Origin of the sequence: Bacillus sp. FSL R7-0672, from assembly GCF_038601465.1 — a bacterium.
Classification (GTDB): Bacteria; Bacillota; Bacilli; order Bacillales; family Bacillaceae; genus Bacillus; species Bacillus pumilus.
Genome location: NZ_CP152010.1, coordinates 3288978 through 3312660, shown reverse-complemented (window position 1 = coordinate 3312660; position 23683 = coordinate 3288978). Strand labels below are relative to the sequence as shown.

General features: G+C 40.8%; 26 protein-coding genes. 22 read left to right on the top strand and 4 right to left on the bottom strand.

Annotated features, from left to right (window positions below; all coding sequences use genetic code 11):
- Positions 1-63 precede the first annotated feature (63 nt).
- The 14 genes from MKY18_RS16870 to MKY18_RS16805 all read left to right on the top strand — a co-directional run bounded on the left by MKY18_RS16870 (position 64) and on the right by MKY18_RS16805 (position 11278).
- On the top strand, positions 64-522 hold the full coding sequence (locus MKY18_RS16870; RefSeq protein WP_065097861.1) for a low molecular weight protein arginine phosphatase: 459 nt from the start codon (positions 64-66) through the stop codon (positions 520-522).
- A 140-nt stretch (positions 523-662) separates the two neighbouring features.
- Positions 663-1112 carry a ribose 5-phosphate isomerase B gene (gene rpiB / locus MKY18_RS16865; protein WP_044140151.1) on the top strand — a complete coding sequence of 150 codons (450 nt, stop codon included), beginning with the start codon at positions 663-665 and terminating at the stop codon, positions 1110-1112.
- Between the two features lie 12 nt (positions 1113-1124).
- On the top strand, positions 1125-1664 hold the full coding sequence (locus MKY18_RS16860; protein ID WP_065097862.1) for a TIGR01440 family protein: 540 nt from the start codon (positions 1125-1127) through the stop codon (positions 1662-1664).
- Positions 1665-1841: 177 nt separating this feature from the next.
- Positions 1842-3089, top strand: coding sequence for a serine hydroxymethyltransferase (gene glyA / locus MKY18_RS16855; protein ID WP_012011552.1), 1248 nt, complete (start codon positions 1842-1844; stop codon positions 3087-3089).
- Between the two features lie 146 nt (positions 3090-3235).
- Positions 3236-3865, top strand: a complete 630-nt coding sequence (gene upp, locus MKY18_RS16850) for a uracil phosphoribosyltransferase (protein ID WP_003214553.1) — start codon at positions 3236-3238, stop codon at positions 3863-3865.
- A 496-nt stretch (positions 3866-4361) separates the two neighbouring features.
- A complete protein-coding gene (locus MKY18_RS16845) occupies positions 4362-4745 on the top strand; it encodes an ATP synthase subunit I (RefSeq protein ID WP_003215321.1) in 384 nt (127 codons plus the stop codon).
- 7 nt (positions 4746-4752) lie between these two features.
- Positions 4753-5487 (top strand): F0F1 ATP synthase subunit A, encoded by a 735-nt coding sequence (gene atpB, locus MKY18_RS16840; protein WP_065097864.1) that lies wholly within the window; start codon positions 4753-4755, stop codon positions 5485-5487.
- Positions 5488-5535: 48 nt separating this feature from the next.
- A complete protein-coding gene (gene atpE / locus MKY18_RS16835; protein ID WP_003214968.1) occupies positions 5536-5748 on the top strand; it encodes a F0F1 ATP synthase subunit C in 213 nt (70 codons plus the stop codon).
- Positions 5749-5868: 120 nt separating this feature from the next.
- Positions 5869-6390 (top strand): F0F1 ATP synthase subunit B, encoded by a 522-nt coding sequence (gene atpF / locus MKY18_RS16830; protein WP_065097865.1) that lies wholly within the window; start codon positions 5869-5871, stop codon positions 6388-6390.
- The gene (locus tag MKY18_RS16825; protein ID WP_034660287.1) at positions 6387-6932 is read left to right on the top strand and encodes a F0F1 ATP synthase subunit delta; all 546 of its coding nucleotides are present in this window, start codon (positions 6387-6389) and stop codon (positions 6930-6932) included. The genes atpF and MKY18_RS16825 overlap by 4 nt, the downstream gene beginning before the upstream one ends.
- 16 nt (positions 6933-6948) lie before the next feature.
- Positions 6949-8457, top strand: coding sequence for a F0F1 ATP synthase subunit alpha (gene atpA / locus MKY18_RS16820; RefSeq protein ID WP_034660286.1), 1509 nt, complete (start codon positions 6949-6951; stop codon positions 8455-8457).
- A gap of 88 nt (positions 8458-8545) precedes the next feature.
- Complete coding sequence (locus MKY18_RS16815) at positions 8546-9412, top strand: F0F1 ATP synthase subunit gamma (protein ID WP_113767796.1); 867 nt, start codon at positions 8546-8548, stop codon at positions 9410-9412.
- Positions 9413-9436: 24 nt separating this feature from the next.
- Positions 9437-10858 (top strand): F0F1 ATP synthase subunit beta, encoded by a 1422-nt coding sequence (atpD, locus tag MKY18_RS16810; protein WP_113767795.1) that lies wholly within the window; start codon positions 9437-9439, stop codon positions 10856-10858.
- Between the two features lie 24 nt (positions 10859-10882).
- Entirely contained in the window at positions 10883-11278 is a 396-nt protein-coding gene (locus MKY18_RS16805) for a F0F1 ATP synthase subunit epsilon (protein ID WP_044140142.1), read from the top strand.
- Positions 11279-11319: 41 nt separating this feature from the next.
- On the opposite strand, the gene MKY18_RS16800 is transcribed toward MKY18_RS16805, so the two are convergent.
- Positions 11320-11793 carry a hypothetical protein gene (locus MKY18_RS16800; RefSeq protein ID WP_065098079.1) on the bottom strand — a complete coding sequence of 158 codons (474 nt, stop codon included), beginning with the start codon at positions 11791-11793 and terminating at the stop codon, positions 11320-11322.
- A 170-nt stretch (positions 11794-11963) separates the two neighbouring features.
- On the opposite strand from MKY18_RS16800, the gene MKY18_RS16795 reads away from it, so the two are divergent.
- From MKY18_RS16795 to MKY18_RS16770, 6 genes are all read left to right on the top strand, one after another.
- Complete coding sequence (locus MKY18_RS16795) at positions 11964-12194, top strand: DUF1146 family protein (RefSeq protein WP_044140141.1); 231 nt, start codon at positions 11964-11966, stop codon at positions 12192-12194.
- A 127-nt stretch (positions 12195-12321) separates the two neighbouring features.
- Complete coding sequence (locus tag MKY18_RS16790; RefSeq protein WP_106066999.1) at positions 12322-13056, top strand: YwmB family TATA-box binding protein; 735 nt, start codon at positions 12322-12324, stop codon at positions 13054-13056.
- Between the two features lie 32 nt (positions 13057-13088).
- Positions 13089-14396: a UDP-N-acetylglucosamine 1-carboxyvinyltransferase gene (gene murA / locus MKY18_RS16785; RefSeq protein ID WP_342497594.1), complete on the top strand. Its 1308-nt coding sequence runs from the start codon at positions 13089-13091 to the stop codon at positions 14394-14396.
- Positions 14397-14653: 257 nt separating this feature from the next.
- Entirely contained in the window at positions 14654-15679 is a 1026-nt protein-coding gene (spoIID, locus tag MKY18_RS16780) for a stage II sporulation protein D (protein WP_065097867.1), read from the top strand.
- A 325-nt stretch (positions 15680-16004) separates the two neighbouring features.
- The gene (locus tag MKY18_RS16775) at positions 16005-16703 is read left to right on the top strand and encodes a VWA domain-containing protein (protein ID WP_080772972.1); all 699 of its coding nucleotides are present in this window, start codon (positions 16005-16007) and stop codon (positions 16701-16703) included.
- 82 nt (positions 16704-16785) lie between these two features.
- Positions 16786-17463 (top strand): VWA domain-containing protein, encoded by a 678-nt coding sequence (locus tag MKY18_RS16770; protein WP_065097868.1) that lies wholly within the window; start codon positions 16786-16788, stop codon positions 17461-17463.
- Between the two features lie 52 nt (positions 17464-17515).
- On the opposite strand, the gene MKY18_RS16765 is transcribed toward MKY18_RS16770, so the two are convergent.
- Both MKY18_RS16765 and MKY18_RS16760 read right to left on the bottom strand, forming a co-directional pair.
- Positions 17516-19864 (bottom strand): FdhF/YdeP family oxidoreductase, encoded by a 2349-nt coding sequence (locus MKY18_RS16765; RefSeq protein WP_342497593.1) that lies wholly within the window; start codon positions 19862-19864, stop codon positions 17516-17518.
- 82 nt (positions 19865-19946) lie between these two features.
- On the bottom strand, positions 19947-21212 hold the full coding sequence (locus MKY18_RS16760) for an OFA family MFS transporter (protein WP_342497592.1): 1266 nt from the start codon (positions 21210-21212) through the stop codon (positions 19947-19949).
- Positions 21213-21346: 134 nt separating this feature from the next.
- Between MKY18_RS16760 and fdhD the strand changes: the two genes are divergently transcribed.
- On the top strand, positions 21347-22135 hold the full coding sequence (gene fdhD / locus MKY18_RS16755; protein WP_319610144.1) for a formate dehydrogenase accessory sulfurtransferase FdhD: 789 nt from the start codon (positions 21347-21349) through the stop codon (positions 22133-22135).
- Positions 22136-22145: 10 nt separating this feature from the next.
- Positions 22146-23153, top strand: a complete 1008-nt coding sequence (gene moaA, locus MKY18_RS16750; protein ID WP_065097872.1) for a GTP 3',8-cyclase MoaA — start codon at positions 22146-22148, stop codon at positions 23151-23153.
- 253 nt (positions 23154-23406) lie between these two features.
- Here the strand turns inward: moaA and rpsN are convergent, their stop codons facing one another.
- Positions 23407-23676 (bottom strand): 30S ribosomal protein S14, encoded by a 270-nt coding sequence (gene rpsN, locus MKY18_RS16745; protein ID WP_065097874.1) that lies wholly within the window; start codon positions 23674-23676, stop codon positions 23407-23409.
- Positions 23677-23683 lie beyond the last annotated feature (7 nt).

Genomic DNA, 23683 nt, shown 5'->3' with positions numbered 1-23683 from the left:
TCAGTCTCCTTACATAACATGTAGAATGAAATACTATATAATAGAAGAAAAGGAGGGCGAAAGATGAAAATCTTATTTGTTTGTACGGGAAATACATGCAGAAGTCCGATGGCTCAAGCCCTTTTTGCTTCAATTGCACATGATAAAGGTTTAGAGGTCACTGTTAAATCAGCGGGCATTTTTGCCTCAGATGCTGGGAAGGCTTCTCCTCAAGCGGTCGAAGCGTTATTTGAGAAAAGCATTCCGCTGAATCACTCTTCAGCAAAACTGACAGAGGATCTTCTGCGAGAAGCTGATTACGTTTTCACCATGACCATGCAGCATAAACAGTTGATTATGGAGCAATATGCACATGTAAAAGACAAGATCTTCACTCTAAAGGAATTCGCGACAGGAACAGAAGGCGATGTTTCCGATCCATTTGGAGGAAGCCTGTCTGTTTACCAGGAAATACGTGATGAACTTGAAGCATTGCTCCATCAGCTGGCTGAGAAATTGAAAAAGGATCGGACATCCTCATAATGGACAACCTGTAAAACCGTTGCAACAACGGTTTTTCTGCTTTTGTTTGCAAATGACTAAGCAGAGGTTAAAATATAACTGTAAATAAAAAATAAATGTAAGGCTTAACAGATCAACTCACCCTTAGGAGGAATTGCCCGATGAAAGTAGCTATTGCATCCGATCACGGCGGAACGAATATTCGTGAAGAAATCAAACAACTGATGGATGAATTGAAGATTGAATACATTGATATGGGTTGTGAATGTGGATCAGGTTCTGTAGACTACCCAGATTATGCTTTTCCTGTAGCCAATATGGTGGTAAACGGAGAAGTTGACCGCGGCATTTTAATTTGCGGGACAGGCATCGGTATGAGTATCTCGGCAAACAAAGTAAAAGGAATTCGCTGTGCGCTGGCGCATGATACATTTAGTGCGAAAGCGACTAGAGAACATAATGATACAAACGTCCTTGCAATGGGAGAACGAGTCATTGGACCTGGATTAGCACGTGAGATTGCACATATTTGGCTGACAACAGAATTTACGGCAGGACGACATGCTGTACGGATTGGTAAGATTGCTGATTACGAAGAAAAGCACCTATAAGGAGCGCTTAACATGAACATTGGTCAAGATTGGCTTGAAATGTTAAAAGAGTTTCATCAAATGGTCGAACTGCGTGCTGGGCAAATCTTAGTGATCGGCTGCAGTACATCAGAAGTGGCTGGTGAGCATATTGGGACAGCAGGAAATGAGCAAATAGCTGCGTCCATTTATCAAGAATTGGATCAGCTAAGACGAGAGACCGGTATTGACCTCGCTTTCCAGTGCTGTGAGCATTTGAATCGTGCTCTTGTTGTGGAAGAAGAAGTGGCTTTCCGGCTTAACCTAGAGATTGTGGCGGCAGTACCTGTCCGAAAGGCGGGTGGTTCGATGGCGGCTCATGCGTATCAGCACATGGAACATCCTGTGTTAGTTGAATCCATCGAGGCGCATGCTGGAATCGATATCGGTGATACATTAATTGGGATGCATCTAAAGAGAGTCGCTGTACCTGTTCGCCTTAGTCGTCATCAATTAGGACATGCACATGTGACGTTTGCGAAAACGCGTCCGAAGCTGATTGGCGGAGAACGAGCGGTTTATACAAGATCTTAGCTTAGATATATTTCTAATATAATGTTGAATGATGAAGGCGCTTCACCACTTGAACATTCGGTTTTTCGCAAAAAAAGAAGTCAATTTCCCAAAAAAACTTTTACATTTCACTTAAAAACCGTGTACAATGAGATGGTGAAAACATCGAATGGAAATAGATTGGAGAGGATTTCGCTGATGAAACATTTACCTGAGCAAGACGCACAAGTATTCAAGGCAATTCAACTAGAGCGGAAACGCCAGCAAGACAAAATTGAATTAATTGCATCAGAAAACTTTGTAAGCGAAGCAGTCATGGAAGCGCAGGGCTCTGTATTAACAAACAAATATGCAGAGGGCTACCCTGGTAAACGCTACTATGGCGGTTGTGAACATGTAGACGTTGTAGAAGATATCGCACGTGACCGCGCAAAAGAAATTTTTGGCGCTGAGTATGTGAACGTACAGCCTCACTCAGGTGCTCAAGCGAACATGGCCGTATACTTTACCATTCTTGAGCATGGCGATACAGTGCTAGGTATGAACTTATCACATGGCGGGCATTTAACACACGGAAGCCCTGTTAACTTTAGTGGTGTACAGTACAACTTTGTAGAATATGGTGTTGATAAAGAAACGCAGCATATCGACTATCAAGATGTACTTGAAAAAGCACGTGAACATAAGCCAAAGCTAATTGTTGCGGGTGCAAGTGCATACCCACGTCAAATTGATTTCAAAAAGTTCCGTGAGATTGCGGATGAAGTCGGTGCTTACTTTATGGTCGACATGGCTCACATTGCAGGTCTTGTTGCAGTAGGTCTTCATCCAAATCCAGTTCCTTATGCAGATTTTGTGACAACGACAACTCACAAAACATTGCGTGGACCTCGCGGCGGAATGATTTTATGCCGTGAAGAGTTTGGTAAAAAGATCGACAAATCGATCTTCCCTGGTATTCAAGGTGGACCACTGATGCATGTCATCTCTGCAAAAGCTGTTTCTTTCGGTGAAGTATTGAACGGAGATTTTAAAACGTATGCACAAAATGTCATTGACAATGCGAAGCAGCTAGCTGAAACCCTTTTATCAGAAGATATTCAGCTTGTGTCCGGTGGAACGGATAATCATCTTGTTCTTATCGACTTGCGTTCTCTTGGCATTACAGGAAAAATTGCAGAAAATGTTCTTGATGAAATCGGTATTACAGTGAACAAAAATGCGATTCCTTATGATCCAGAAAAACCTTTTGTCACAAGTGGTGTACGTGTTGGTACAGCAGCAGTGACAAGCCGCGGTTTCGATCAAGAGGCGATGAAAGAAGTAGGTTCCATTATTGCGCTTGCTCTAAAACATCATGAAGATGAAGCGAAATTAGAAGAAGCGAAAAAGCGTGTATCTGATCTAACTGCCCGCTTCCCTCTATATAACGAATTAGATTATTAAAAGCAGACCCATTTGCCTATTTTTGGCATGTGGGTTTTTTTTGTAGGATTTGCGAATCATATTGAAAGATGATGTCTTTTTATGTAGAATTGTAGGAAGTGTGCAAAGTTCACCGGAAGATGACAGAAAAGGAGTTGTAGCAAGCAATGGCAAAGGTTTATGTATTTGATCACCCGCTTATTCAACACAAACTTACATATATTCGTGACGTTCATACAGGAACAAAAGAATTTAGAGAGCTAGTGGATGAAGTCGCAACATTAATGGCATTTGAAATCACAAGAGATTTACCGCTTGAAGAGGTAGATGTAGAAACACCTGTACAAGTAGCGAAATCAAACGTGATCTCAGGGAAGAAACTCGGTGTTGTGCCAATTTTAAGAGCAGGTCTTGGAATGGTGGACGGGATTTTGAAACTCATTCCAGCTGCTAAAGTGGGACATGTCGGTTTATACCGTGATCCGAAAACATTAAAGCCTGTTGAATATTATGTGAAGCTTCCATCTGATGTGGAAGAGCGTGAATTTATCGTAGTAGATCCAATGCTTGCAACTGGCGGTTCAGCAGTCGAAGCATTAAATAGCTTGAAAAAACGCGGGGCGAAAAACATTCGCTTCATGTGTCTGATTGCTGCTCCTGAAGGTGTAGAAGAAATGCAAAAGCATCATCCTGATGTTGATATCTACATTGCAGCATTAGATGAGAAATTAAACGAAAAAGGTTACATTATCCCAGGCCTTGGTGATGCTGGTGACCGTATGTATGGAACGAAATAACATGTTTTAATAAAAGCCCACATGCAAACGTGCATGTGGGCTTTTTGAAATATATGACAAACGGTTGATATCGTTCTTAGAAAAATCAATGTATACTGAACATTAGCTGTTTTTTTCAATGAATGTCACGTGTCTCCTAAAGTTTGATGAAATTGTGAACATTTTGTGTGCTCTATCATTATAGAAAAGTTTTTTAACTTTCAACGGATTGACACATCATAGACGCTATTGTATGCTAAACGAGGGTATTATGGTAAGGTTTTCATAGCCTATAGCACTCTACTAATCCTCATTGTGAACCCTTTAATTATCAGGGTTTGTATCAGCGAATGAAGCAACATCCCATAGATCTTTAGATTTCAAGTCTGATTGTGCAATTAGACCGATGGGTGATTGATTTTTTTCGAACAGGACTGCTTATCATAAGCGTCTTCTACGCAGTTTTCATCACCAATTATCACCTTTTTTACAATATTTTTCATCGGGAGTCAGATGAATGAACGATCCAAACGCGATTTTCCGCAGACAGAGTAAATACATGTTCTATCTATTGGCAATTTTTGTGTTTGGCTATGCCATGCCTGGTTTTAAACCACTGTTTCTTGGTTTGATTATCGGCACAATTTTTGCTTTCTTTAATTTATTCCTACTTATACGGAGAATGCATGCTTTTGATCGAGCGGTTAAAAAAGGAAAATCCATTCGTTCAATGGGAAGTACAGCCAGGTGGGCCAACGCAATTCTCGCTGTAGCGATTGCTTGGCGTTACCCTAATGAAGTTCATCTGGCAGGTGTTGTTATAGGATTAATGACAATATATCCTGTCATTATGATAGATTCCTTCATTCAACTTAAACGTTCTACTATGGAAGAGAGGTGAATACTCTTTGGGTCACAGTTCAAAAACGACAGAATTTTTAGGGTTAACGTTCAACTTATCTAATGTTCTCATGATTACGATTGCTAGTATCATCGTTCTTCTCATAGCGGTGCTGACTACTCGTGTTCTGTCTATTCGTCCGACAAAGGCGCAGAACTTCATGGAATGGATTGTTGATTTTGTTCGAAATATCATAGGTAGTTCGATGGACATGAAAACAGGAGCCCCATTTCTAGCGCTAGGCGTTACATTACTCATGTACATATTTGTTTCAAACATGCTAGGACTGCCATTTGCGATTACGGTCGATCACAACTTGTGGTGGAAATCACCAACAGCAGACCCTGCAATCACAATGACACTAGCGATTATGGTCATGGGATTGACACATTATTACGGTGTCAAGGCAAAAGGAGTCAAGGAATATACGAAAGACTACTTTAGACCAATTCCGCTTTTAGTACCATTGAAACTTATTGAAGAATTTGCAAACACGCTAACACTTGGTTTGCGTCTTTATGGAAACATTTTTGCTGGAGAGATTCTTCTTGGTTTGCTTGCAGGACTTGCGACCAATTTCTACACGCAAAACATTGCGCTTGGTATCGTTGGTACATTAGGTGCCATCGTGCCGATGATTGTATGGCAGGCATTTAGTTTGTTTGTCGGTACAATCCAAGCATTTATCTTCACCATGCTGACAATGGTGTACATTTCTCATAAAGTCAGCGACGAACACTAAAAAATTGAGAGTCCAAAAAGGACGTTATTTTAAAGGAGGAGCTTTTTAATGAATTTAATAGCAGCAGCAATTGCAATCGGTTTGGGAGCACTAGGAGCAGGTATTGGTAACGGTCTAATCGTATCTAAAACAGTTGAAGGAATCGCTCGTCAGCCAGAAGCTGGTAGAGAACTAAGAACTCTTATGTTCATCGGGGTTGCTTTAGTTGAGGCACTTCCAATTATCGCTGTCGTTATCGCATTCTTGGCATTCTTTGGTTAATATGTGAGAAGCGTTCTAATATGAAATTTAATGGCGAAGATCAGATTAGTTCGAAACTTCGCCATTCCTTTATGTTTTGTTTCTTAACATATTATTTAAAGAAGGGAGTTGCCGTACTAAATGTCTCAGTTACCAGTGGTTTTAGGAGCAGGTGGCTTAAGTTTCAACGCTGGGGATATGATATTCCAGTTGATCGCTATGCTCATCTTGCTTGCACTTTTAAAGAAATTTGCGCTTAAGCCTTTATTAGGGATTATGAAACAGCGTGAAGATTATATAGGAAATGAAATTTCAAGTGCTGAACAAAAGCACGTTCAAGCTGAAAAGCTTCTTGAAGAACAACGTGCCTTATTGAAAGAAGCACGCGAAGAATCACATACACTCATCGAAAATGCGAAAAAGATTGGTGAGAAGCAAAAAGAAGAGATCATTCAAGCAGCACGTCAAGAGTCAGAGCGCTTGAAAGAGTCTGCTAGAACTGAAATCGTGAAAGAAAAAGAACAAGCTGTGGCTGCACTGCGCGAGCAGGTTGCATCACTATCTGTACTTATTGCATCTAAAGTGATTGAAAGAGAACTTGATGAGCAAGCACAAGAGAAATTGATTCAAGAGTATCTTAAAGAGGCAGGCGAAAGCCGATGAGCGTGACTATTGTCTCTAAGCGTTACGCTTCTGCTCTTTTTGACATCGTTCTTGCTTCTTCGGCAGTAGACGAAACTGAAAAAGAGCTGAATGAGATCAAAAAAGTTCTAAAGGCTGACCAAGAATTGAATGACTTTCTTGTTCATCCAAAGATTACGGCAGACAAAAAGAAACATTTGATTGCAGAAGCTTTCAAAGGTGTTTCGACACATGTATTGCACACAATGTATTTATTGATTGACCGCGGGCGCACGAATATTTTCTCTGAAATGACGTCTGAGTTTGTGAAACTGGCAAACCGAACGAAACAAATAGACGATGCGGTCGTGTATTCAGTGAAACCGCTGAGCGGCGCTGAAATTCAATCTTTATCTGAAGTATTTGCCAAAAAAGCCGGAGTCACATCACTGCGTGTTGAAAATGTGATTGACAAGGATCTAATAGGCGGAGTGAAAATCCGTATCGGAAACCGCATTTATGACGGCAGTGTCAGCGGAAAGCTTTCCCGCATTGAACGTCAGCTTGCAGGCGAAAATCGTTAGAAGGGGTGAAACCTTAGTGAGTATCAAAGCTGAAGAGATTAGCGCGCTGATAAAGCAGCAAATCCAAAACTATCAATCTGAAATTGAAGTAAAAGATGTCGGTACAGTCATTCAAGTAGGGGACGGTATCGCGCGTGTACATGGCCTTGACAACATTATGGCAGGAGAGCTGGTTGAGTTCTCTAACGGTGTAATGGGTATGGCTCAAAACCTTGAGGAGTCTAACGTAGGTATCGTTATTTTAGGACCTTACAAAGATATCCGCGAAGGTGATGATGTAAAACGTACAGGTCGTATCATGGAGGTTCCAGTAGGTGAAGAGTTAATCGGACGTATTGTGAACCCACTTGGTCAGCCTGTTGATGGACTAGGTCCAATTTTAACAAGCAAAACTCGTCCAATCGAAAGTGAAGCACCAGGCGTTATGGATCGTAAATCTGTACATGAGCCGCTTCAAACAGGGATTAAAGCAATTGATGCCTTGATTCCAATCGGACGTGGACAGCGTGAATTGATCATTGGTGACCGTCAAACAGGTAAAACATCTGTTGCAATTGATACGATCCTAAACCAAAAAGATCAAGACATGATCTGTATTTATGTAGCGATCGGACAAAAGGAATCAACGGTTCGTGGTGTTGTTGAAACACTTCGTAAGCATGGTGCGCTTGATTACACAATTGTAGTCACAGCTTCTGCATCACAGCCAGCTCCGCTACTTTACCTTGCTCCTTATGCAGGTGTAACGATGGGTGAGGAATTCATGTATAACGGCAAGCACGTACTTGTTGTATATGATGACCTTTCTAAACAAGCGGCAGCTTACCGTGAGCTTTCATTATTGCTTCGTCGTCCTCCAGGTCGTGAGGCATTCCCTGGTGATGTTTTCTATCTTCACTCTCGCTTATTAGAGCGTGCAGCGAAGCTTAGTGACGAAAAGGGTGGCGGTTCTATCACAGCATTGCCTTTCGTAGAAACGCAAGCTGGCGATATCTCTGCATATATCCCAACAAACGTTATTTCAATCACAGATGGACAGATTTTCTTACAATCTGACCTCTTCTTCTCAGGCGTACGTCCAGCAGTAAACGCAGGATTGTCTGTATCCCGTGTAGGTGGTTCTGCACAAATCAAAGCGATGAAAAAGGTAGCAGGTACACTTCGTCTGGATCTTGCTTCTTATCGTGAGCTTGAAGCATTCGCTCAATTTGGATCTGATCTAGACCAAGCGACTCAAGCAAAATTAAACCGTGGTGCTAGAACAGTTGAAGTCTTAAAACAAGACTTGAACAAACCGCTTAAAGTTGAAAAACAAGTAGCGATTCTTTATGCACTTACAAGAGGATACTTAGACGATGTCGCGATTGCTGATGTCAAACGTTTCGAAGCTGAATTATTCATGTACATTGAAGAAAACCATAAAGACTTGTTTGACACGATCTCTCAAACAGGAAACATGCCTGCTGATGAAGAGTGGAATACAGCAATCGAAGGCTTTAAACGTACGTTTGCACCAAGCAACTAATTAGTAATCTTTCCGAGAGAAAAAGATTCTCTTTTTCTCTCTTTTCACGTAAATGAACACGGATTCCTGAAAAAAGGTGGTGAAATCTTTGGCCTCATTACGCGATATAAAGTCAAGGATCACGTCAACGAAAAAATCGAGTCAGATCACAAAAGCGATGCAAATGGTATCAGCTGCGAAACTGAATCGTGCTGAAAACAATGCGAAGTCTTTTGTTCCTTACATGGAGAAAATCCAGGAAGTCGTTGCTGCAATCGCAACTGGAACAAGTGCTAAGCACCCAATGCTTCTTTCAAGACCTGTCAAGAAAGCAGGGTATCTCGTCATTACATCTGATCGAGGACTTGCAGGACCTTTTAACAGCTCGATTTTGCGTGCCGCTTACCAAACCATTCAATCTCGTCATCAATCCGCTGATGAATATACGGTGATTGTGATTGGTAAAATCGGACGCGACTTCTTCAAAAAGCGCGGTATTCCAGTTATTTCTGAAGTCACAGGGCTTGGAGACGAAGTAGCGTTTGCTGATATTAAAGAATTAGCAAGCAGTACAGTTCAAATGTTCTCTGATGAAGCGTTTGACGAACTTTACATGTTCTACAACCACTTTGTCAGTGCCATTTCACAAGAAGTAACAGAGAAGAAATTATTGCCGCTAACGGACATTTCGGCCGCAGCGACACCCAATAAACGTTCCGCATCTTATGAGTTTGAGCCTTCTGAAGAAGAAATTCTTGAAGTTCTCCTTCCTCAATATGCAGAGAGTTTGATTTTCGGTGCGCTTCTTGACAGTAAAGCAAGTGAACATGCTGCAAGGATGACAGCAATGAAGAGTGCAACAGACAACGCAAAGGAATTGATCGACGGCCTGACACTCTCTTACAACCGTGCTCGTCAAGCAGCGATTACACAAGAGATTACAGAAATTGTCGGCGGAGCAGCTGCCTTAGAATAGAAATAATTGTCAGGAGGGAATGCAATGAAAACAGGACGCATCAGTCAGATCATGGGACCAGTCGTAGACGTTCATTTTGAAGACGGTCACTTGCCTGAGATTTATAATGCGATCAGAGTTTCGCATAAAGCGGAAAGTGAAAGTGAAGTTACTATCGAATTAACTTTAGAAGTAGCACTACATTTAGGTGATAATACAGTCAGAACCATCGCAATGGCATCAACAGATGGTGTGAAGCGCGGTATGGAAGCTGTAGACCTTGGAAAACCAATTTCAGTACCAGTTGGTAACGTAACACTTGGACGTGTATTCAACGTACTGGGAGATAATATTGACTTAGATGAGCCACTTGGTGTGGAAGCTCAAAGAGATCCAATCCACAGACAAGCGCCTTCTTTTGATCAACTTTCAACAGAAGTTGAAATTCTTGAAACGGGTATTAAAGTTGTTGACCTTCTTGCTCCTTACATCAAGGGCGGAAAGATCGGTCTATTCGGTGGAGCCGGTGTAGGTAAAACCGTTCTGATTCAAGAATTGATCAACAACATCGCACAAGAACACGGCGGTATTTCTGTATTCGCTGGTGTTGGAGAGCGTACACGTGAAGGAAACGACCTTTACTACGAAATGAAAGATTCTGGCGTTATCGAAAAAACAGCCATGGTCTTCGGTCAAATGAACGAGCCACCAGGTGCACGTATGCGTGTTGCCCTAACTGGTTTGACAATGGCAGAGCATTTCCGTGATGAACTAGGTCAAGACGTATTGTTCTTCATCGATAACATCTATCGTTTTACACAAGCAGGTTCTGAAGTATCAGCCCTTCTTGGACGTATGCCTTCAGCGGTAGGTTATCAGCCGACACTTGCAACAGAAATGGGTCAGCTGCAAGAGCGTATCACGTCTACAAACGTAGGATCGGTTACATCGATTCAAGCGATCTATGTACCTGCGGATGACTATACGGATCCAGCTCCAGCAACAACGTTCGCTCACCTTGATGCAACGACAAACCTTGAGCGTAAGCTGACTGAAATGGGTATTTACCCAGCGGTTGATCCTCTTGCTTCAACATCTCGTGCACTTGCACCTGAGATCGTTGGCGAAGAGCACTATGCCATCGCACGTGAAGTGCAGCAAACATTGCAGCGTTATAAAGAACTACAAGATATCATTGCCATTTTAGGTATGGATGAATTATCAGAGGACGATAAGCTTGTGGTACACAGAGCGCGTCGTGTTCAATTCTTCCTATCTCAAAACTTCCACGTAGCAGAGCAGTTCACTGGCCAAAAAGGTTCTTACGTGCCATTGAAGGAAACTGTTAAAGGCTTCAAGGAAATCTTATCTGGTAAATACGATCACCTTCCAGAAGATGCATTCCGCTTAGTTGGACGCATTGAAGAAGTGGTTGAAAAAGCCAAAGAGATGGGTGTAGAGGCCTAATCTGGTCCTTAGGAGGGTAAAAGCATGAAGACCGTTCAAGTCAATATCGTTACTCCCGACGGCCCAGTGTATCAAGCGGATGTGGAAATGGTCAGTGTCAGAGCAGAAAGCGGTGAGCTTGGTATTTTAGCTGGCCACGTTCCAATGGTTGCTCCGCTAAAAATCGGTGCAGTTCGCTTAAAACATAGTGGATCAACTGAATTGGTTGCAGTAAGTGGCGGATTTGTTGAAGTTCGCCCTGAACAAGTAACCATTCTTGCTCAGGCCGCTGAAACATCAGATAAAGTTGATGTCGATCGTGCTAAATCAGCGAAACAGCGTGCTGAAGAGCATTTGAACCACCCGAATGAAAGTGATATACGCCGGGCGGAACTCGCATTAAAACGGGCGTTAAACCGTTTAAATGTAGCAGGGAAATAAAACAGAAAATCCTTCTTATCACAATGATAAGAAGGATTTTTTTAAAGTGACATGAGGGATTGGTACATTGACACATATGGATGAGAATCCTGTTTTTCAAGATATAAGTGCTCGCAAAACTGCGTACTATGCCACGTTTTATTGTGCCGTCGCAAACCCAGCGTATATTGATGCGGAGAGTCCATATAAGGCCGTACCACCCAGTCAGCATCTGAATGATGACGAAGAACAACCTCTCCCATATACACACTCATCATCGCTTCTAATGCATCTATTGGCATTTTCCACTCGGCAAACAGCTGCTTGGTAAATGCATCAAAGTAAAGTGATTCTAACTGATTCAGGCTTTCCTCAGAGTAATCCAAAGAAATGTTATGAAAATGACACAATTGTGCTAATTCTTCTAGCTGTGTCTGTCTATAATCAAAGTAGAAAGCAATGGCCTCCCATTCATGATCAAATGAGGGAACCAGTTCTCCGTACAAATCAACAAAGTCAGGAAAAGAATCTTTCAATATGTTCAGCTCCTTCCACACGCAGTATATCATCTCCTTGGCACCAGGATAAGAGGGGATTTACTCTAAATGTAGCTCTTTTTTCCAAATGATTCATCTTTCCGATTTTCGAGGATATAATGAAAGGGAGTTTTCCTTTACAGAAATAAATAAAAGGAGGATTCAACTGTATGGAAGACGTAGGACAACAAGCAATTGTTAGTATTGTGATCCACCTGTTTTTTATTGCGGTTACATGGTGGGCATTGCTTGCCGTAAATATTGACCCACTGATTAAAAAAGGGAAAATCATTCAGGCAAGATTGCTGATGATGCTCATTACCATTGCTATTGCATCTGCAGTCAGCAATTTCTTCCTTGATTACTTAAATTTCTCCAGACAAATACCTTATATGTTCTAACGTAAAAGGTTTGGTCACTGCCTTATGCGGGAACTTAAAAAAAGTGTCAAAAGTATGGCCTTTGATGACTTTTCCACGTATGCATAGACCTCCTTGCGGCAACACTTGTAGCAAGGGGGAATGACAAGTGAGAAAGTATGTAAAAGGTTGGCCATTATTTGCGTTTATTCTTTTTTTTGTTCTGATGATTCAAGGTGTTCGTGCGGAAGAATCTTCTCCGCTCGTCCAAATAGCAGAAGGTCTAAAAAACCAGCAAATTGAAGTAGATGGATGGACTCTTCACGCCAAAACAAATGTAGACATTTCATCCGAACAATTTTCAAAAAAAGTGAAACGTTTCAAAGACGAACTACGACAGTATGAGTGGACCGAAAAAGAAGAAGAACATGTCACCAAAGTCACAGGAATTTACAAAGATGAAAAAAATGATACATTATCGAAAGTTTTACTCGTGAAGACCGACACAAAATCCAATCAAAAGTCGTATTTATTATATGAGCAAAAAGGTGCTCGCCCACTGAATACCTGGGAGCATACATATGATCAGTTCGTACGTCATGCAAAAAGCATATTACAAGAGAAATTTGTAATTTTTACTTGTCTCGATGGTCATGTAAATGGTATGATGGATGTTGTTTTGCAAAAAAAGGCTGAAATGTTAGCAAATGAATTTCAAGCAAAACCAGTTGAGTATCTCGTTGAGTCTAATTTTGTGTCGCTTTCCGCTTACACAGATAAGTGGGAACAGTTCATTATGACTTCAAATGATAAAATGAATGTTCAAATTGCCATCAGAAGTTCGGAAATGAACGAAAATCATACGATTACGGTTGGCACACCAATCGTAACGACTGAATATTAATATAGAGAATTTGGGACGCGGAGGGGAAGACCTTGGAAAAAATCATCGTCCGCGGCGGTCAAAAGTTAAACGGCACAGTTAAAGTAGAAGGAGCAAAAAATGCCGTTTTACCAGTTATCGCTGCATCTTTGTTAGCAAGTACAGAAAAAAGCGTAATTTGTGATGTACCTACGCTCTCCGATGTATATACAATCAATGAAGTGTTACGTCATTTAGGAGCAGAAGTACATTTTGAAAATAACGAAGTATCAGTGGATGCATCTCATGCACTAGAAACTGAGGCTCCGTTTGAGTATGTCCGTAAAATGCGAGCGTCTGTGCTCGTCATGGGACCACTTTTAGCAAGAACAGGTCATGCAAGAGTTGCATTACCTGGAGGGTGTGCGATTGGTTCAAGGCCAATTGACCAGCATTTAAAAGGCTTTGAAGCAATGGGAGCTAAAATTCAAGTAGGAAATGGTTTCATCGAGGCTGAAGTTCAAGGCCGTTTAAAAGGTGCGAAAATCTATTTGGATTTCCCAAGTGTTGGCGCAACTGAAAACATCATTATGGCAGCAGCATTAGCTGAAGGAACAACGATTTTAGAAAACGTAGCAAAAGAACCTGAAATTGTTGATTTGGCAAACTACATCAATGCCATGGGTGGTAAGGTTCGCGGAGCTGGTACTGGTACAATCAAAATCGAAGGTGTGGAAACACTTTACGGTGCAAAACACAACATCATCCCTGACAGAATTGAAGCAGGTACTTTCATGGTGGCAGCAGCCATTACAGAAGGAAATGTTCTTGTGAAAGGCGCAGTGCCGGAGCACATGACATCACTTGTAGCAAAAATGGAAGAAATGGGTATTCAGATCATTGAAGAAGAAGAAGGTTTAAGAGTCATTGGACCATCTGAGCTCAAGCCAATCGATCTAAAAACAATGCCACATCCTGGTTTCCCAACGGATATGCAATCTCAGATGATGGCGCTATTGCTTCGTGCGAACGGAACAAGCATGATCACAGAAACGGTGTTTGAAAACCGCTTTATGCATGCAGAAGAATTCCGCCGTATGAATGGTGATATTAAAATTGAGGGTCGCTCTGTCATTATCAACGGGCCGGTTCAACTTCAAGGTGCTGAAGTGTCAGCGACTGATTTAAGAGCAGGAGCAGCACTTGTACTTGCTGGATTAGTAGCAGAAGGTCATACACGTGTCACTGAGTTGAAGCATATCGATCGTGGTTATGTGAACTTCCACCAGAAGCTTGCAGCAATCGGTGCAGATATTGAAAGAGTAAATGATGAAACAGCAGATGTGACACAAGAACAAGTTGTATCAGATCTGAACGCGTAATCATAAAGAAATCAGTGTGTCCATTGGGGCATGCTGATTTTTTTTTTAGAATCATAGAATGATTTATTTTCAAAGCTTATCATTAGTGTATCCAACCATCTTAAATTTTATTCATAAAGACGAACAGTAAAATCAGTTGATAAAGAGCCTCTTATCTTTATCAAAAGACTTGTCCACTGAATGAAAGAAGCTGTCATATTAGCTTGTCCCCGCCCATAGGATAAAAGAGATCCAATGACAAATGGGGGCAGCCAAATATGAAACCAATGATATGGACAATCGCAGGAATATGCATCATTATTTTAATGATTCCAACTTTACTTGTGTTGCCGACGTTTCAAGGGAAACCGGAGGCAAGCCAGCATGTATCAGCGGAGCCATCAGTTAAAAAAGAAGTGAAGGGTACAGTCAAATTGAAGCAATCACCCGTCGCTATCCCCGTCTATCGTTCAGCTCATCAGCAGGTAGAAAACATCCCCTTAGAAGAGTATGTGATTGGTGTCGTAGCATCTGAAATGCCAGCTGATTTTGAGATGGAAGCACTTAAGGCACAGGCACTCGCCGCAAGAACGTATATCGTCAGACAAATGATCATCGATAAGACCGTCAAATCACCAAAGGGCTCTCTTGTAGATGATACCCAAATGTTCCAAGTTTATAAAAACAAGCAGGAACTCAAGAAAATTTGGGGAAAAGCGTACAATTGGAAGTTAAAAAAAGTCACAGAAGCTGTCGCTAGCACACAAGGAAAAGTGTTGACCTACGACGAAAAACCAATTGATGCCTCATTCTTTTCAACAAGTAACGGGAAAACGGAAAATGCCGAAGCTTATTGGAAAAATGAAATCCCCTATTTGAAAAGTGTCTCAAGTAAATGGGACGAAAAATCGCCAAAATTTCAAAACAAGAAAACCATCTCAGTGAATGAATTTCAGCAAAAATTAGGTGTGACGCTCACTCAGCAGGCTCAGGTAGGACAGATTGTAGAACGGACACCTGGAAATCAAGTGGCGAAAGCCGTAATAAACGGTAAAACACTGTCAGGTAGAGATATTCGAGAGTCATTAGGGCTTCACTCAGCGGACTTTACATGGGAACGACAGGGCCAGCAAATTATCATCACGACAAAAGGGTATGGCCATGGTGTTGGAATGAGTCAGTACGGTGCGCATTATATGGCACAGTCAGGCAAAAAAGTAGATGCTATCGTGAAACATTATTATAAAGGGATTCAAATTGAATCAGCTGATCGTTTTCTTAACACGTATATGGCTAAAAAATAAAGCAAAGGTGCCTCAAAATGGGGGCATCTTTTTTGTGTGTTCCAAGAGGTTTGAACAGAATGTGTCAATTTGCGACTTAAGACGCACCTCAGGAAATCTTAAACATTTACGTCCCGACAAGAACCGATGGCCGATACAAAGCCCCTCGAAAGAAGGAGAAATCAAAAGAAAAAATGATGTGTTGGGTGAATATATCTAGACAACTGACAGATTTTTAGTGATTTTGATGAAAGAGAAAAAGGGACCGAGTCCTATACCATTCCAAGACAGAATATTTTACGATTAAGATGTTTCAATTTAATACATAGGGAGGAAGGAAAAAATGATGTTGAAAAAAGTATTTACACTCGTAACCTTAGCTGTATTGACATTATCTATGTCAATCTCTTCACCAGTATTTGCAAAAGCATCTACAGTCAAAAAACAAAACAAAGATGTAAGAGTCACCATCTTACTTGATGCAAGTGGAAGCATGGCAAGAAAAGTAGAGGGAGAACGCAAATTTGACCTCGCAAAACAAGAGGTATTTAAATTTGCTCAGTCACTTCCAAAAGACGCTAAAATTCGTATGAGCTTGTTTGGCTCTGAAGGAAACAACAAAAATTCAGGTAAAGCTCAATCATGTGAAGTCATTAGAGGCGTTTATGGCGTACAGCCTTACGAAAAAGAAAGCTTTGAAAACTCTTTAAACGGACTTGGACCAAATGGCTGGACACCGATTGCTCGTGCTCTTGAACATGCAAAGCAAGCGGATGAACAGCTTAATAATGGAACAAAACATATTGTGTACCTCATCACTGATGGCGAAGAAACTTGTGGCGGTGATCCAGTAAAAGTAGCAAAAGAATTGCATAACTCAAAAGGCTCGACTGTTGTTAATGTCATTGGATTAGACTTTAACGATGGCTATGAAGGTCAATTAAAGCAAGTAGCCAAAGCTGGTAAAGGCCATTACTACCAAGCAAGCACTGGTAAAGAAATGGGTTCTATCCTGTCAGCAGAATCATTAAAACTACACGAATAACTTGCTGAACAAAAGGGAAACGATTGATGTATGCTTTCGTTTCTCTTTTTCTGTACAAATGTAAAAAGGGAGGTTTTTATGAATGAAACGCAATATTGTATTAACCATTTTGGCTAGTCTTGTCCTGCTTCTTTCTTCACCAGCTCATGCTGTGACAAAAAAACAGGAGCCGGCTCATGTGGTGATATTACTCGATTTAAGCGGCAGCATGGCGCAATCAATTGAAGGCGAAAAGAAAATCGATATCGCCAAACGTTCTATTCAAAGCTTCGCAAGTATTTTATCAGATGATACACAAGTCCTTCTTCGTGTATTTGGTCATGAAGGAACCAATAAAAATGCTGGAAAAGCAATTTCTTGTGGAAGCTCTGAAGCCGTTTATGGATTTGGATCATATGAGTCATCAACATTTCAGCAAGCACTGAATGTGTATAAGCCAACTGGATGGACACCACTTGCAAAAGCATTAACAGATACGAAGCAAGATTTTGAAGATCACCAGGCTGAAGGGAAAAACATTGTCTATGTCGTCAGTGATGGTAAAGAAACTTGTGGAGGAAGCCCTTCACAAGCAGCAAAGGAATTACATGAAGGCGGAATTGACACCATTGTTAATATCATCGGCTTTGACGTGAATGAAAAAGAAGCCAAAAGTCTAAAGTCTGTTGCAAAAGCAGGCGGTGGACAATATCAACCGGCTGCAAATGCCGAAGAATTGAATCACATTCTACAAAATGCAGCGAGCGCTTTTGGTCAGTAGGATATGAATGGGAGCTGGGGATTGTTTTCCCCAGCTGTTTTTTAGTTTAAGATCAATTCAAAGTGGTTTCTAATTCATCAATTCGTTTCTCCACGTAGTGCTGGTCTTTTCTTGCATGAAAGGTTTCAGCTTTTTCTAATATAGCCACCGTATTATATTCGGGAATCTGTGAGTAGCTCTCATACACACCCTTTGGAATTAAAACGTTCCCTTCAGGCCAGTAAACAGCGATATTGCCACGTTTCAACTCCCCGAATTGAGCGACTCCTTGGTAGGATCCATATTGATTAAACAAAACAACTGGATCACCTTCTTTGACATAAAGCTCTTTAGCATCTTCGTCATTCATCAAGATAGAATGACGCTTCCCACCATTAAAGGCATCCTTTTCACTATAGATCATCGAGTTGAATTGCTTTCCTCTTCTTGTCGTGATATCAAAATGTCCCTCGTTTTTTCGGTATTGAGGCAGCTGGGCAGGAAGAAGATGTCCTTTGCCGTCCGGTGTTGGACACTCTCCGTCTTCACATAGCCAGGCACCTCCCCATTGAAAAACGTCTCCTTTATGACGTAAATGCTGGATGCCATCATAGTTTCGATTTGCGATCGCAATCTCACGGCGAATGTCTTCAGCCGTTTCGAAATGAATCAGCTCAGCATCTTGTGGGCGTACTCTTTTTGCAAGATCAATATAAATATCCCATTCTGCTCTGGCTTCCTCAATCCGAGGTCCTTCAATTTCTGGACTGAAATATACCATGCGTTCCGTACTAGTTGATGTACCGCCGCCTGGCTGTTCATATCTTGTCATAGCAGGCAGAACAATGACCGTCTCTTCTGCCTCTACTAGCGTAGAGGTATTCAAAATGATATCTTGATGGACACGGAGTTCAAGCTCAGATAATGCTTTTTCGATCGCATCTGGATTTGGCATCGTTTCTAAAAAGTTCCCGCCGCTCGTAAACAGCATTTTGAGTTTTTGCGGATGTTCTTTTGGGAGAGCCATTTTCTCAAAGGATTGCCCAATGGTGTCACCATGCCATTTCGGAATGTCAAACCCCCAAATCTTTTCGACTCTTTCAATATTCTCTTCATCAAAATCACTGCCAGGCAAAACAAATGGGTCAGCACCCATTTCACCAGAACCTTGAACACCGCTATGCCCGCGAATTGGCATGACACCACAATGTTTCCTGCCAATAAATCCACGTAACATAGCAAGGTTAGCGACCTGTGATATATTATCCGTTGCAAAGCGGTGCTGGGTAAGACCCATGCTCCAAATAAAAACGCCTGAATTGGCATTGGCAAGAAGGATGGCAAATTCCTTCATTCTTTCTTTTGATAAGCCTGATGATGCCTCAAGGTCTTCCCATTTCAACTGTGCGACATGCTGCTGTAAATCCTGTATGCCGGTAGTATGAGCTTGAATAAATTCATGATCAAGAGCGGAATGGGGCGCGTGTTGCTCCATGTCAAACCAATGTTTGATGACACCGTTCATAAACGCAATATCGCCGCCTATATTGACTTGATAGAAATCATCTGCGATTTTTGTGCCGAATAAAGCACTTTCTGGAATAGAGGGAACCCAGTACTTTTCCATGGCAGGTTCTTTGTATGGATTGATGACAATAATTTTGGTTCCTTTCTTTTTCGCCGCATACATATATTTAGTGGAAACGGGCTGATTGTTTGCTGCGACAGATCCCCAAAAAATTAAGACATCTGTTCCGATCCAATCGTTGTAATTACAGCTGGAGGCTCCTATGCCAAGAGATCGCTTAAGAGCGGTTTTGCTCGGTGAATGACAAATGCGAGACGCATTATCAATATGATTTGTCCCGATAAAGCGAGCTGCCTTCGCAGCGGTATAATAGACTTCATTTGTAATTCCTCTAGCTGTTAAATAGAAAGCGAGCTGCCGTTTATCAATTGATTTGATTTTAGCTGCGATTTGATCTAATGCATCATCCCAAGAAATACGCATAAAGGCATTGTCACCTTTTTTTCGAATCAGTGGATAAGGGATACGGCCAAGTTTGCGGAGATTAGTGCTGTCCATTTGTTTGAGTTGTTGAATGTCTTCAAACCATTTTGGATCAATAGCTGGCATTGTATTAAGACGAAGTACATTTAGTCTTGTGGTGCATATATGAGGTCCTGCGAGCGTTTGGTCATATAACCCTGAAACACCAAGGGCACAGCCGTCACACACGCCTTGCGTTAAAATACGATATGCATAGGGGAGATTATCCTTGTTCTCCCAAGCCACTTTCATCGTATCTCGAATGTGTTTCGGCTTTACTTTTCCAAGTCCCATAGGCGCAAAAGAGGCCCATAGCTTTGGTGAGGGTTTTTTATTAAGCTTAATAGGCCCCTTATGTTTTGTTTTCCCCATGATATCATCACCCTCCTTTTACTTTATAAAGCGTTTTCATATCTAAAAATTACCTTTAGATTGTGATTCTGTCAAATTCAAATTAAGGTCGGGATGAGACAGAAGCAGCAGCAGTAAGGTTTGTTTCTCTAAGCTGCTGAATATCCTTCCGTATGAGAAGAGATATGATAAAAGCGATGAAAAATAAGCCAGAGAACACCATCAGACTCTGCGTGTAGTTACCTGTTATATCCCGGATAAAGGATGAAAATAAAGGTCCTGCTAAACCAGCAGCTGCCCAGGCTGTCAAAATATAACCGTGTATGGCACCAAGTTGTTTCGTGCCAAATAAATCCCCAATATAGGCTGGAATTGAGGCAAACCCTCCTCCATAGCACGTATAAATGATTGCCATCACGATTGAAAAGACGAGTGGTTCTTTTAAGTAGGGAAGTAAAGGAAAAGCAATGAGCTGGATACTAAAGAAGATTGTATACGTATTCGGCCTTCCGATATAATCTGAGAAGGAAGCCCAGCCAATCCGTCCTAAACCATTAAAAGCACCTAAAATGCCAACAAGGGTAGCTGCAGCACCTGCAGTGAATCCAACACTTTCTTGAGCAAGAGGCGATGCTACTGAAATAATGGCAATTCCGCATGTGATATTAATAAAGAGCATGAGCCACAAATAATAAAAACGTCGTGTTTTGATCGCTTCATTTGCTGTAAGCTGTGATAAATCCTGAGGGATTTTTCTTTGATTTGTTTTTAACACATCAAATTGTTTGATGTCATCAGGTGTTGGTGGTGATAAATAAAGAGACGAAATCACCATGATCATAAAATAGGAAATTCCAAGAATGTAAAAGGTATTTGTGATATCTACTTTTTCAATGAGATATTGGATAATTGGGCTGCAAATAAGAGACGCAAATCCAAAACCCATAATAGCTAAGCCGGTTGCAAGTCCTCTTCGGTCCGGAAACCATTTCACTAAAGTTGATACAGGTGCAATGTAGCCTACCCCTAATCCTATCCCAGCGAGTACACCATAAAATAAATAGAGGAGAGGGAGTGAGGACATGTGGACAGCGAATCCTGACCCTGTCATCCCGATACCGAAGAAAATGGCTGAGAAGAGCCCTGATGCCCTTGGACCATATCTTTCAACGAAATGCCCCATGAAAGCAGCAGATAATCCTAAAAATAAAATAGCAATACTGAAGGTCAGGCTTATTTCTGTGAGTGACCAATGAAAGGCCTGATGTAAAGGATTCGTAAAAACACTCCAAGCATAAACAGACCCAATAGACAAATGAATTCCTACAGCACTTGTTGCGATGAGCCAGCGATTTTTCGATTTGTTCATTTTGTTCCCCCCATATAAAGCAATCAAAAAGTTTGATAAGATAGAAATATGTTACATTTTTATGACTTTTTAAAATAATATCACAATTTGATTGGTTCATATAACTAAATTTGTGCTGAAAGGAAGGTCATACAATGAATCCTTCTGTTAAAAAGAAACGAGTCATACACCAATACCGTGAAGGTCAATTTACTTGCAAAACAGATGAAGTTGTAGAAGAATTTCCTTTAACTGTGATCGTGAATGGAGAGGAATTTGTAACACTTGTTTGTTCACCAGATCATTTGAAAGAATTGGTGATCGGTTTTTTAGCTTCAGAAGGAGTCATTCGATTTGAAAATGAGATTAAAAGGTTTACAATAGATGAAAGTATGGGCTTTGCCTATGTTGATTTAGTTCACTCAAGCCGATTTCAGTCATCAGATTTTACAAAGCGGGTGATTGGTTCTTGCTGTGGGAAAGGGAGACATTTTTATTTTCTCCAAGATGTGAAAACAGCAAAAACAGCCATTGATCGAATCAACATTTCTGCTGATACTTGTATACGTCTAATGAAATGTTTACAAGAAGAAAGTCAATTGTTTCAACATACTGGTGGTGTGCATAATGCTGGACTGTGTGATACAGAAAAGCTATTCATCACTAGAACTGATATAGGAAGACATAATGCATTAGATAAAATCTATGGATACTGTTTACTTTATCAAATTCCACTTAGAGATAAAATTCTTGTGTTTAGCGGCCGGATATCGTCAGAAGTTCTATTGAAGGCAGCAAAACTAGGAGTGTCGATCGTCATCTCAAAATCAGCACCTACTGAGCTGGCGCTTAATATGGCAGAAGAATTAAATATCACGACAGTTGGATTTGTCAGAGGAGAATCTTTTAATATCTACACTCACCATCAGCGTATAACAGAATAGGAGGCAAAGTATGGACAGTATATTGGATAGGAGACATCGACCATTGCGCGATTTAAGAATATCAGTAACAGATCGCTGTAACTTTAGATGTACGTACTGTATGCCTGCTGAAATTTTTGGACCAGATTATCCTTTTTTGAATAAAGAAGAACTGCTTAGTTTCGAAGAAATTGAACAGCTTGCTACCCTTTTTGCAAAGGACCTAGGTGTGGTAAAAATACGCATCACGGGTGGTGAACCTTTAATGCGAAAAGATTTACCTATCTTAATAGAAAAGCTCTCAAAAATTCCAGGAATCGAAGATATTGCTATGACAACTAATGGAACGCTTTTACCTGTATATGCTGATAAGTTAAAGAAAGCAGGTCTTCAAAGAGTCACCATTAGTTTGGATTCATTAAATCCTGACCGTTTTAAGCAAATGAACGGAAGGAATATTTCTATCCAAAAAGTGTTTGATGGGATTGAAGCTGCAAAAAAAGCTGGACTTGCTATTAAGATCAATATGGTTGTTCAAAAAGGTGTGAATGATCAGGATGTTTTACCAATGGCAGCTTACTTTAAAAAAGAAGGACATGTTCTCAGATTTATCGAGTTTATGGATGTCGGAAATACGAACAAATGGAATCTAGAGCATGTCATGACAAAGAAAGAGATCATTGGTCTAATTGATTCAACATTTCCCATCAAACCAGAACCTCCTCAATATCCAGGTGAAGTAGCCAACCGATTCTTTTACCAAGATGGTTCAGGAGAGATAGGCATTATTTCTTCTGTTTCAGATGCTTTTTGTGGAACATGTAATAGAGCGAGACTTTCTGCTCGCGGTGAATTGTTTACATGTCTTTTTGCATCATCGGGTTTTGATCTGAAGCGGGTGATTCGCTCAACAAAAGATAATGAAGATATAAAGAATATATTGAAGGAACTATGGTCGAATAGAGATGATCAATATTCAGCTGAGAGAGAGCAGAAGAAAGATCAGAAAAAAGTTGAAATGTCATACATCGGTGGGTAGTGACAACAAAGTATCATGATCATGATTTTTTGAAAAGTAGAGAAAATGTCATAATCATTGTTGAAAATCCTTTTATAGAAATAGGTCTATTCATCTTAGAATCCTGTCATGATCAAAAACCAGCAGAAACTCTGCTGGTTTTTAAAATGTTATTTTGTGGCTCAAAAAGGTTGGGATATGCTTAGAAAATAGATTTTTCAACATTTTTTACTGCTTTACTTTTATGGGAGCTGTGATAAGATCAACTCAATCTTTACCAGCTCGATTTTTTCACTCCTGGAATTTGGCCCTGATAGGCAAGCTCACGAAAAGCAATTCTAGACATTTTAAATTTTCGTAAGTAACCTCTAGGACGACCGGTTAACTCACAGCGGTTTTTTAAGCGAGAAGGGGAAGAGTCTCTAGGTAATTTCCGTAAAGCTTCATATTCACCTTTTTCTTTCAACTCTTTTCTTAAGTCTGCATATTTCAATACAAGCTGCTGCCGCTTTTTTTCTTTAGCAATTTTAGATTTCTTTGCCACTTAAAAC

Excerpts from the sequence above, each read along its gene's own strand:
- MKY18_RS16870 (WP_065097861.1), top strand. The coding sequence starts at position 64 with ATGAAAATCTTATTTGTTTGTACGGGAAATACATGCAGAAGTCCGATG.
- rpiB (WP_044140151.1), top strand. The coding sequence starts at position 663 with ATGAAAGTAGCTATTGCATCCGATCACGGCGGAACGAATATTCGTGAA.
- MKY18_RS16860 (WP_065097862.1), top strand. The coding sequence starts at position 1,125 with ATGAACATTGGTCAAGATTGGCTTGAAATGTTAAAAGAGTTTCATCAA.
- glyA (WP_012011552.1), top strand. The coding sequence starts at position 1,842 with ATGAAACATTTACCTGAGCAAGACGCACAAGTATTCAAGGCAATTCAA.
- upp (WP_003214553.1), top strand. The coding sequence starts at position 3,236 with ATGGCAAAGGTTTATGTATTTGATCACCCGCTTATTCAACACAAACTT.
- MKY18_RS16845 (WP_003215321.1), top strand. The coding sequence starts at position 4,362 with ATGAACGATCCAAACGCGATTTTCCGCAGACAGAGTAAATACATGTTC.
- atpE (WP_003214968.1), top strand. The coding sequence starts at position 5,536 with ATGAATTTAATAGCAGCAGCAATTGCAATCGGTTTGGGAGCACTAGGA.
- atpF (WP_065097865.1), top strand. The coding sequence starts at position 5,869 with ATGTCTCAGTTACCAGTGGTTTTAGGAGCAGGTGGCTTAAGTTTCAAC.
- MKY18_RS16825 (WP_034660287.1), top strand. The coding sequence starts at position 6,387 with ATGAGCGTGACTATTGTCTCTAAGCGTTACGCTTCTGCTCTTTTTGAC.
- atpD (WP_113767795.1), top strand. The coding sequence starts at position 9,437 with ATGAAAACAGGACGCATCAGTCAGATCATGGGACCAGTCGTAGACGTT.
- MKY18_RS16805 (WP_044140142.1), top strand. The coding sequence starts at position 10,883 with ATGAAGACCGTTCAAGTCAATATCGTTACTCCCGACGGCCCAGTGTAT.
- MKY18_RS16795 (WP_044140141.1), top strand. The coding sequence starts at position 11,964 with ATGGAAGACGTAGGACAACAAGCAATTGTTAGTATTGTGATCCACCTG.
- spoIID (WP_065097867.1), top strand. The coding sequence starts at position 14,654 with ATGAAACCAATGATATGGACAATCGCAGGAATATGCATCATTATTTTA.
- MKY18_RS16775 (WP_080772972.1), top strand. The coding sequence starts at position 16,005 with ATGTTGAAAAAAGTATTTACACTCGTAACCTTAGCTGTATTGACATTA.
- MKY18_RS16770 (WP_065097868.1), top strand. The coding sequence starts at position 16,786 with ATGAAACGCAATATTGTATTAACCATTTTGGCTAGTCTTGTCCTGCTT.
- MKY18_RS16765 (WP_342497593.1), bottom strand. The coding sequence starts at position 19,864 with ATGGGGAAAACAAAACATAAGGGGCCTATTAAGCTTAATAAAAAACCC.
- MKY18_RS16760 (WP_342497592.1), bottom strand. The coding sequence starts at position 21,212 with ATGAACAAATCGAAAAATCGCTGGCTCATCGCAACAAGTGCTGTAGGA.
- fdhD (WP_319610144.1), top strand. The coding sequence starts at position 21,347 with ATGAATCCTTCTGTTAAAAAGAAACGAGTCATACACCAATACCGTGAA.
- moaA (WP_065097872.1), top strand. The coding sequence starts at position 22,146 with ATGGACAGTATATTGGATAGGAGACATCGACCATTGCGCGATTTAAGA.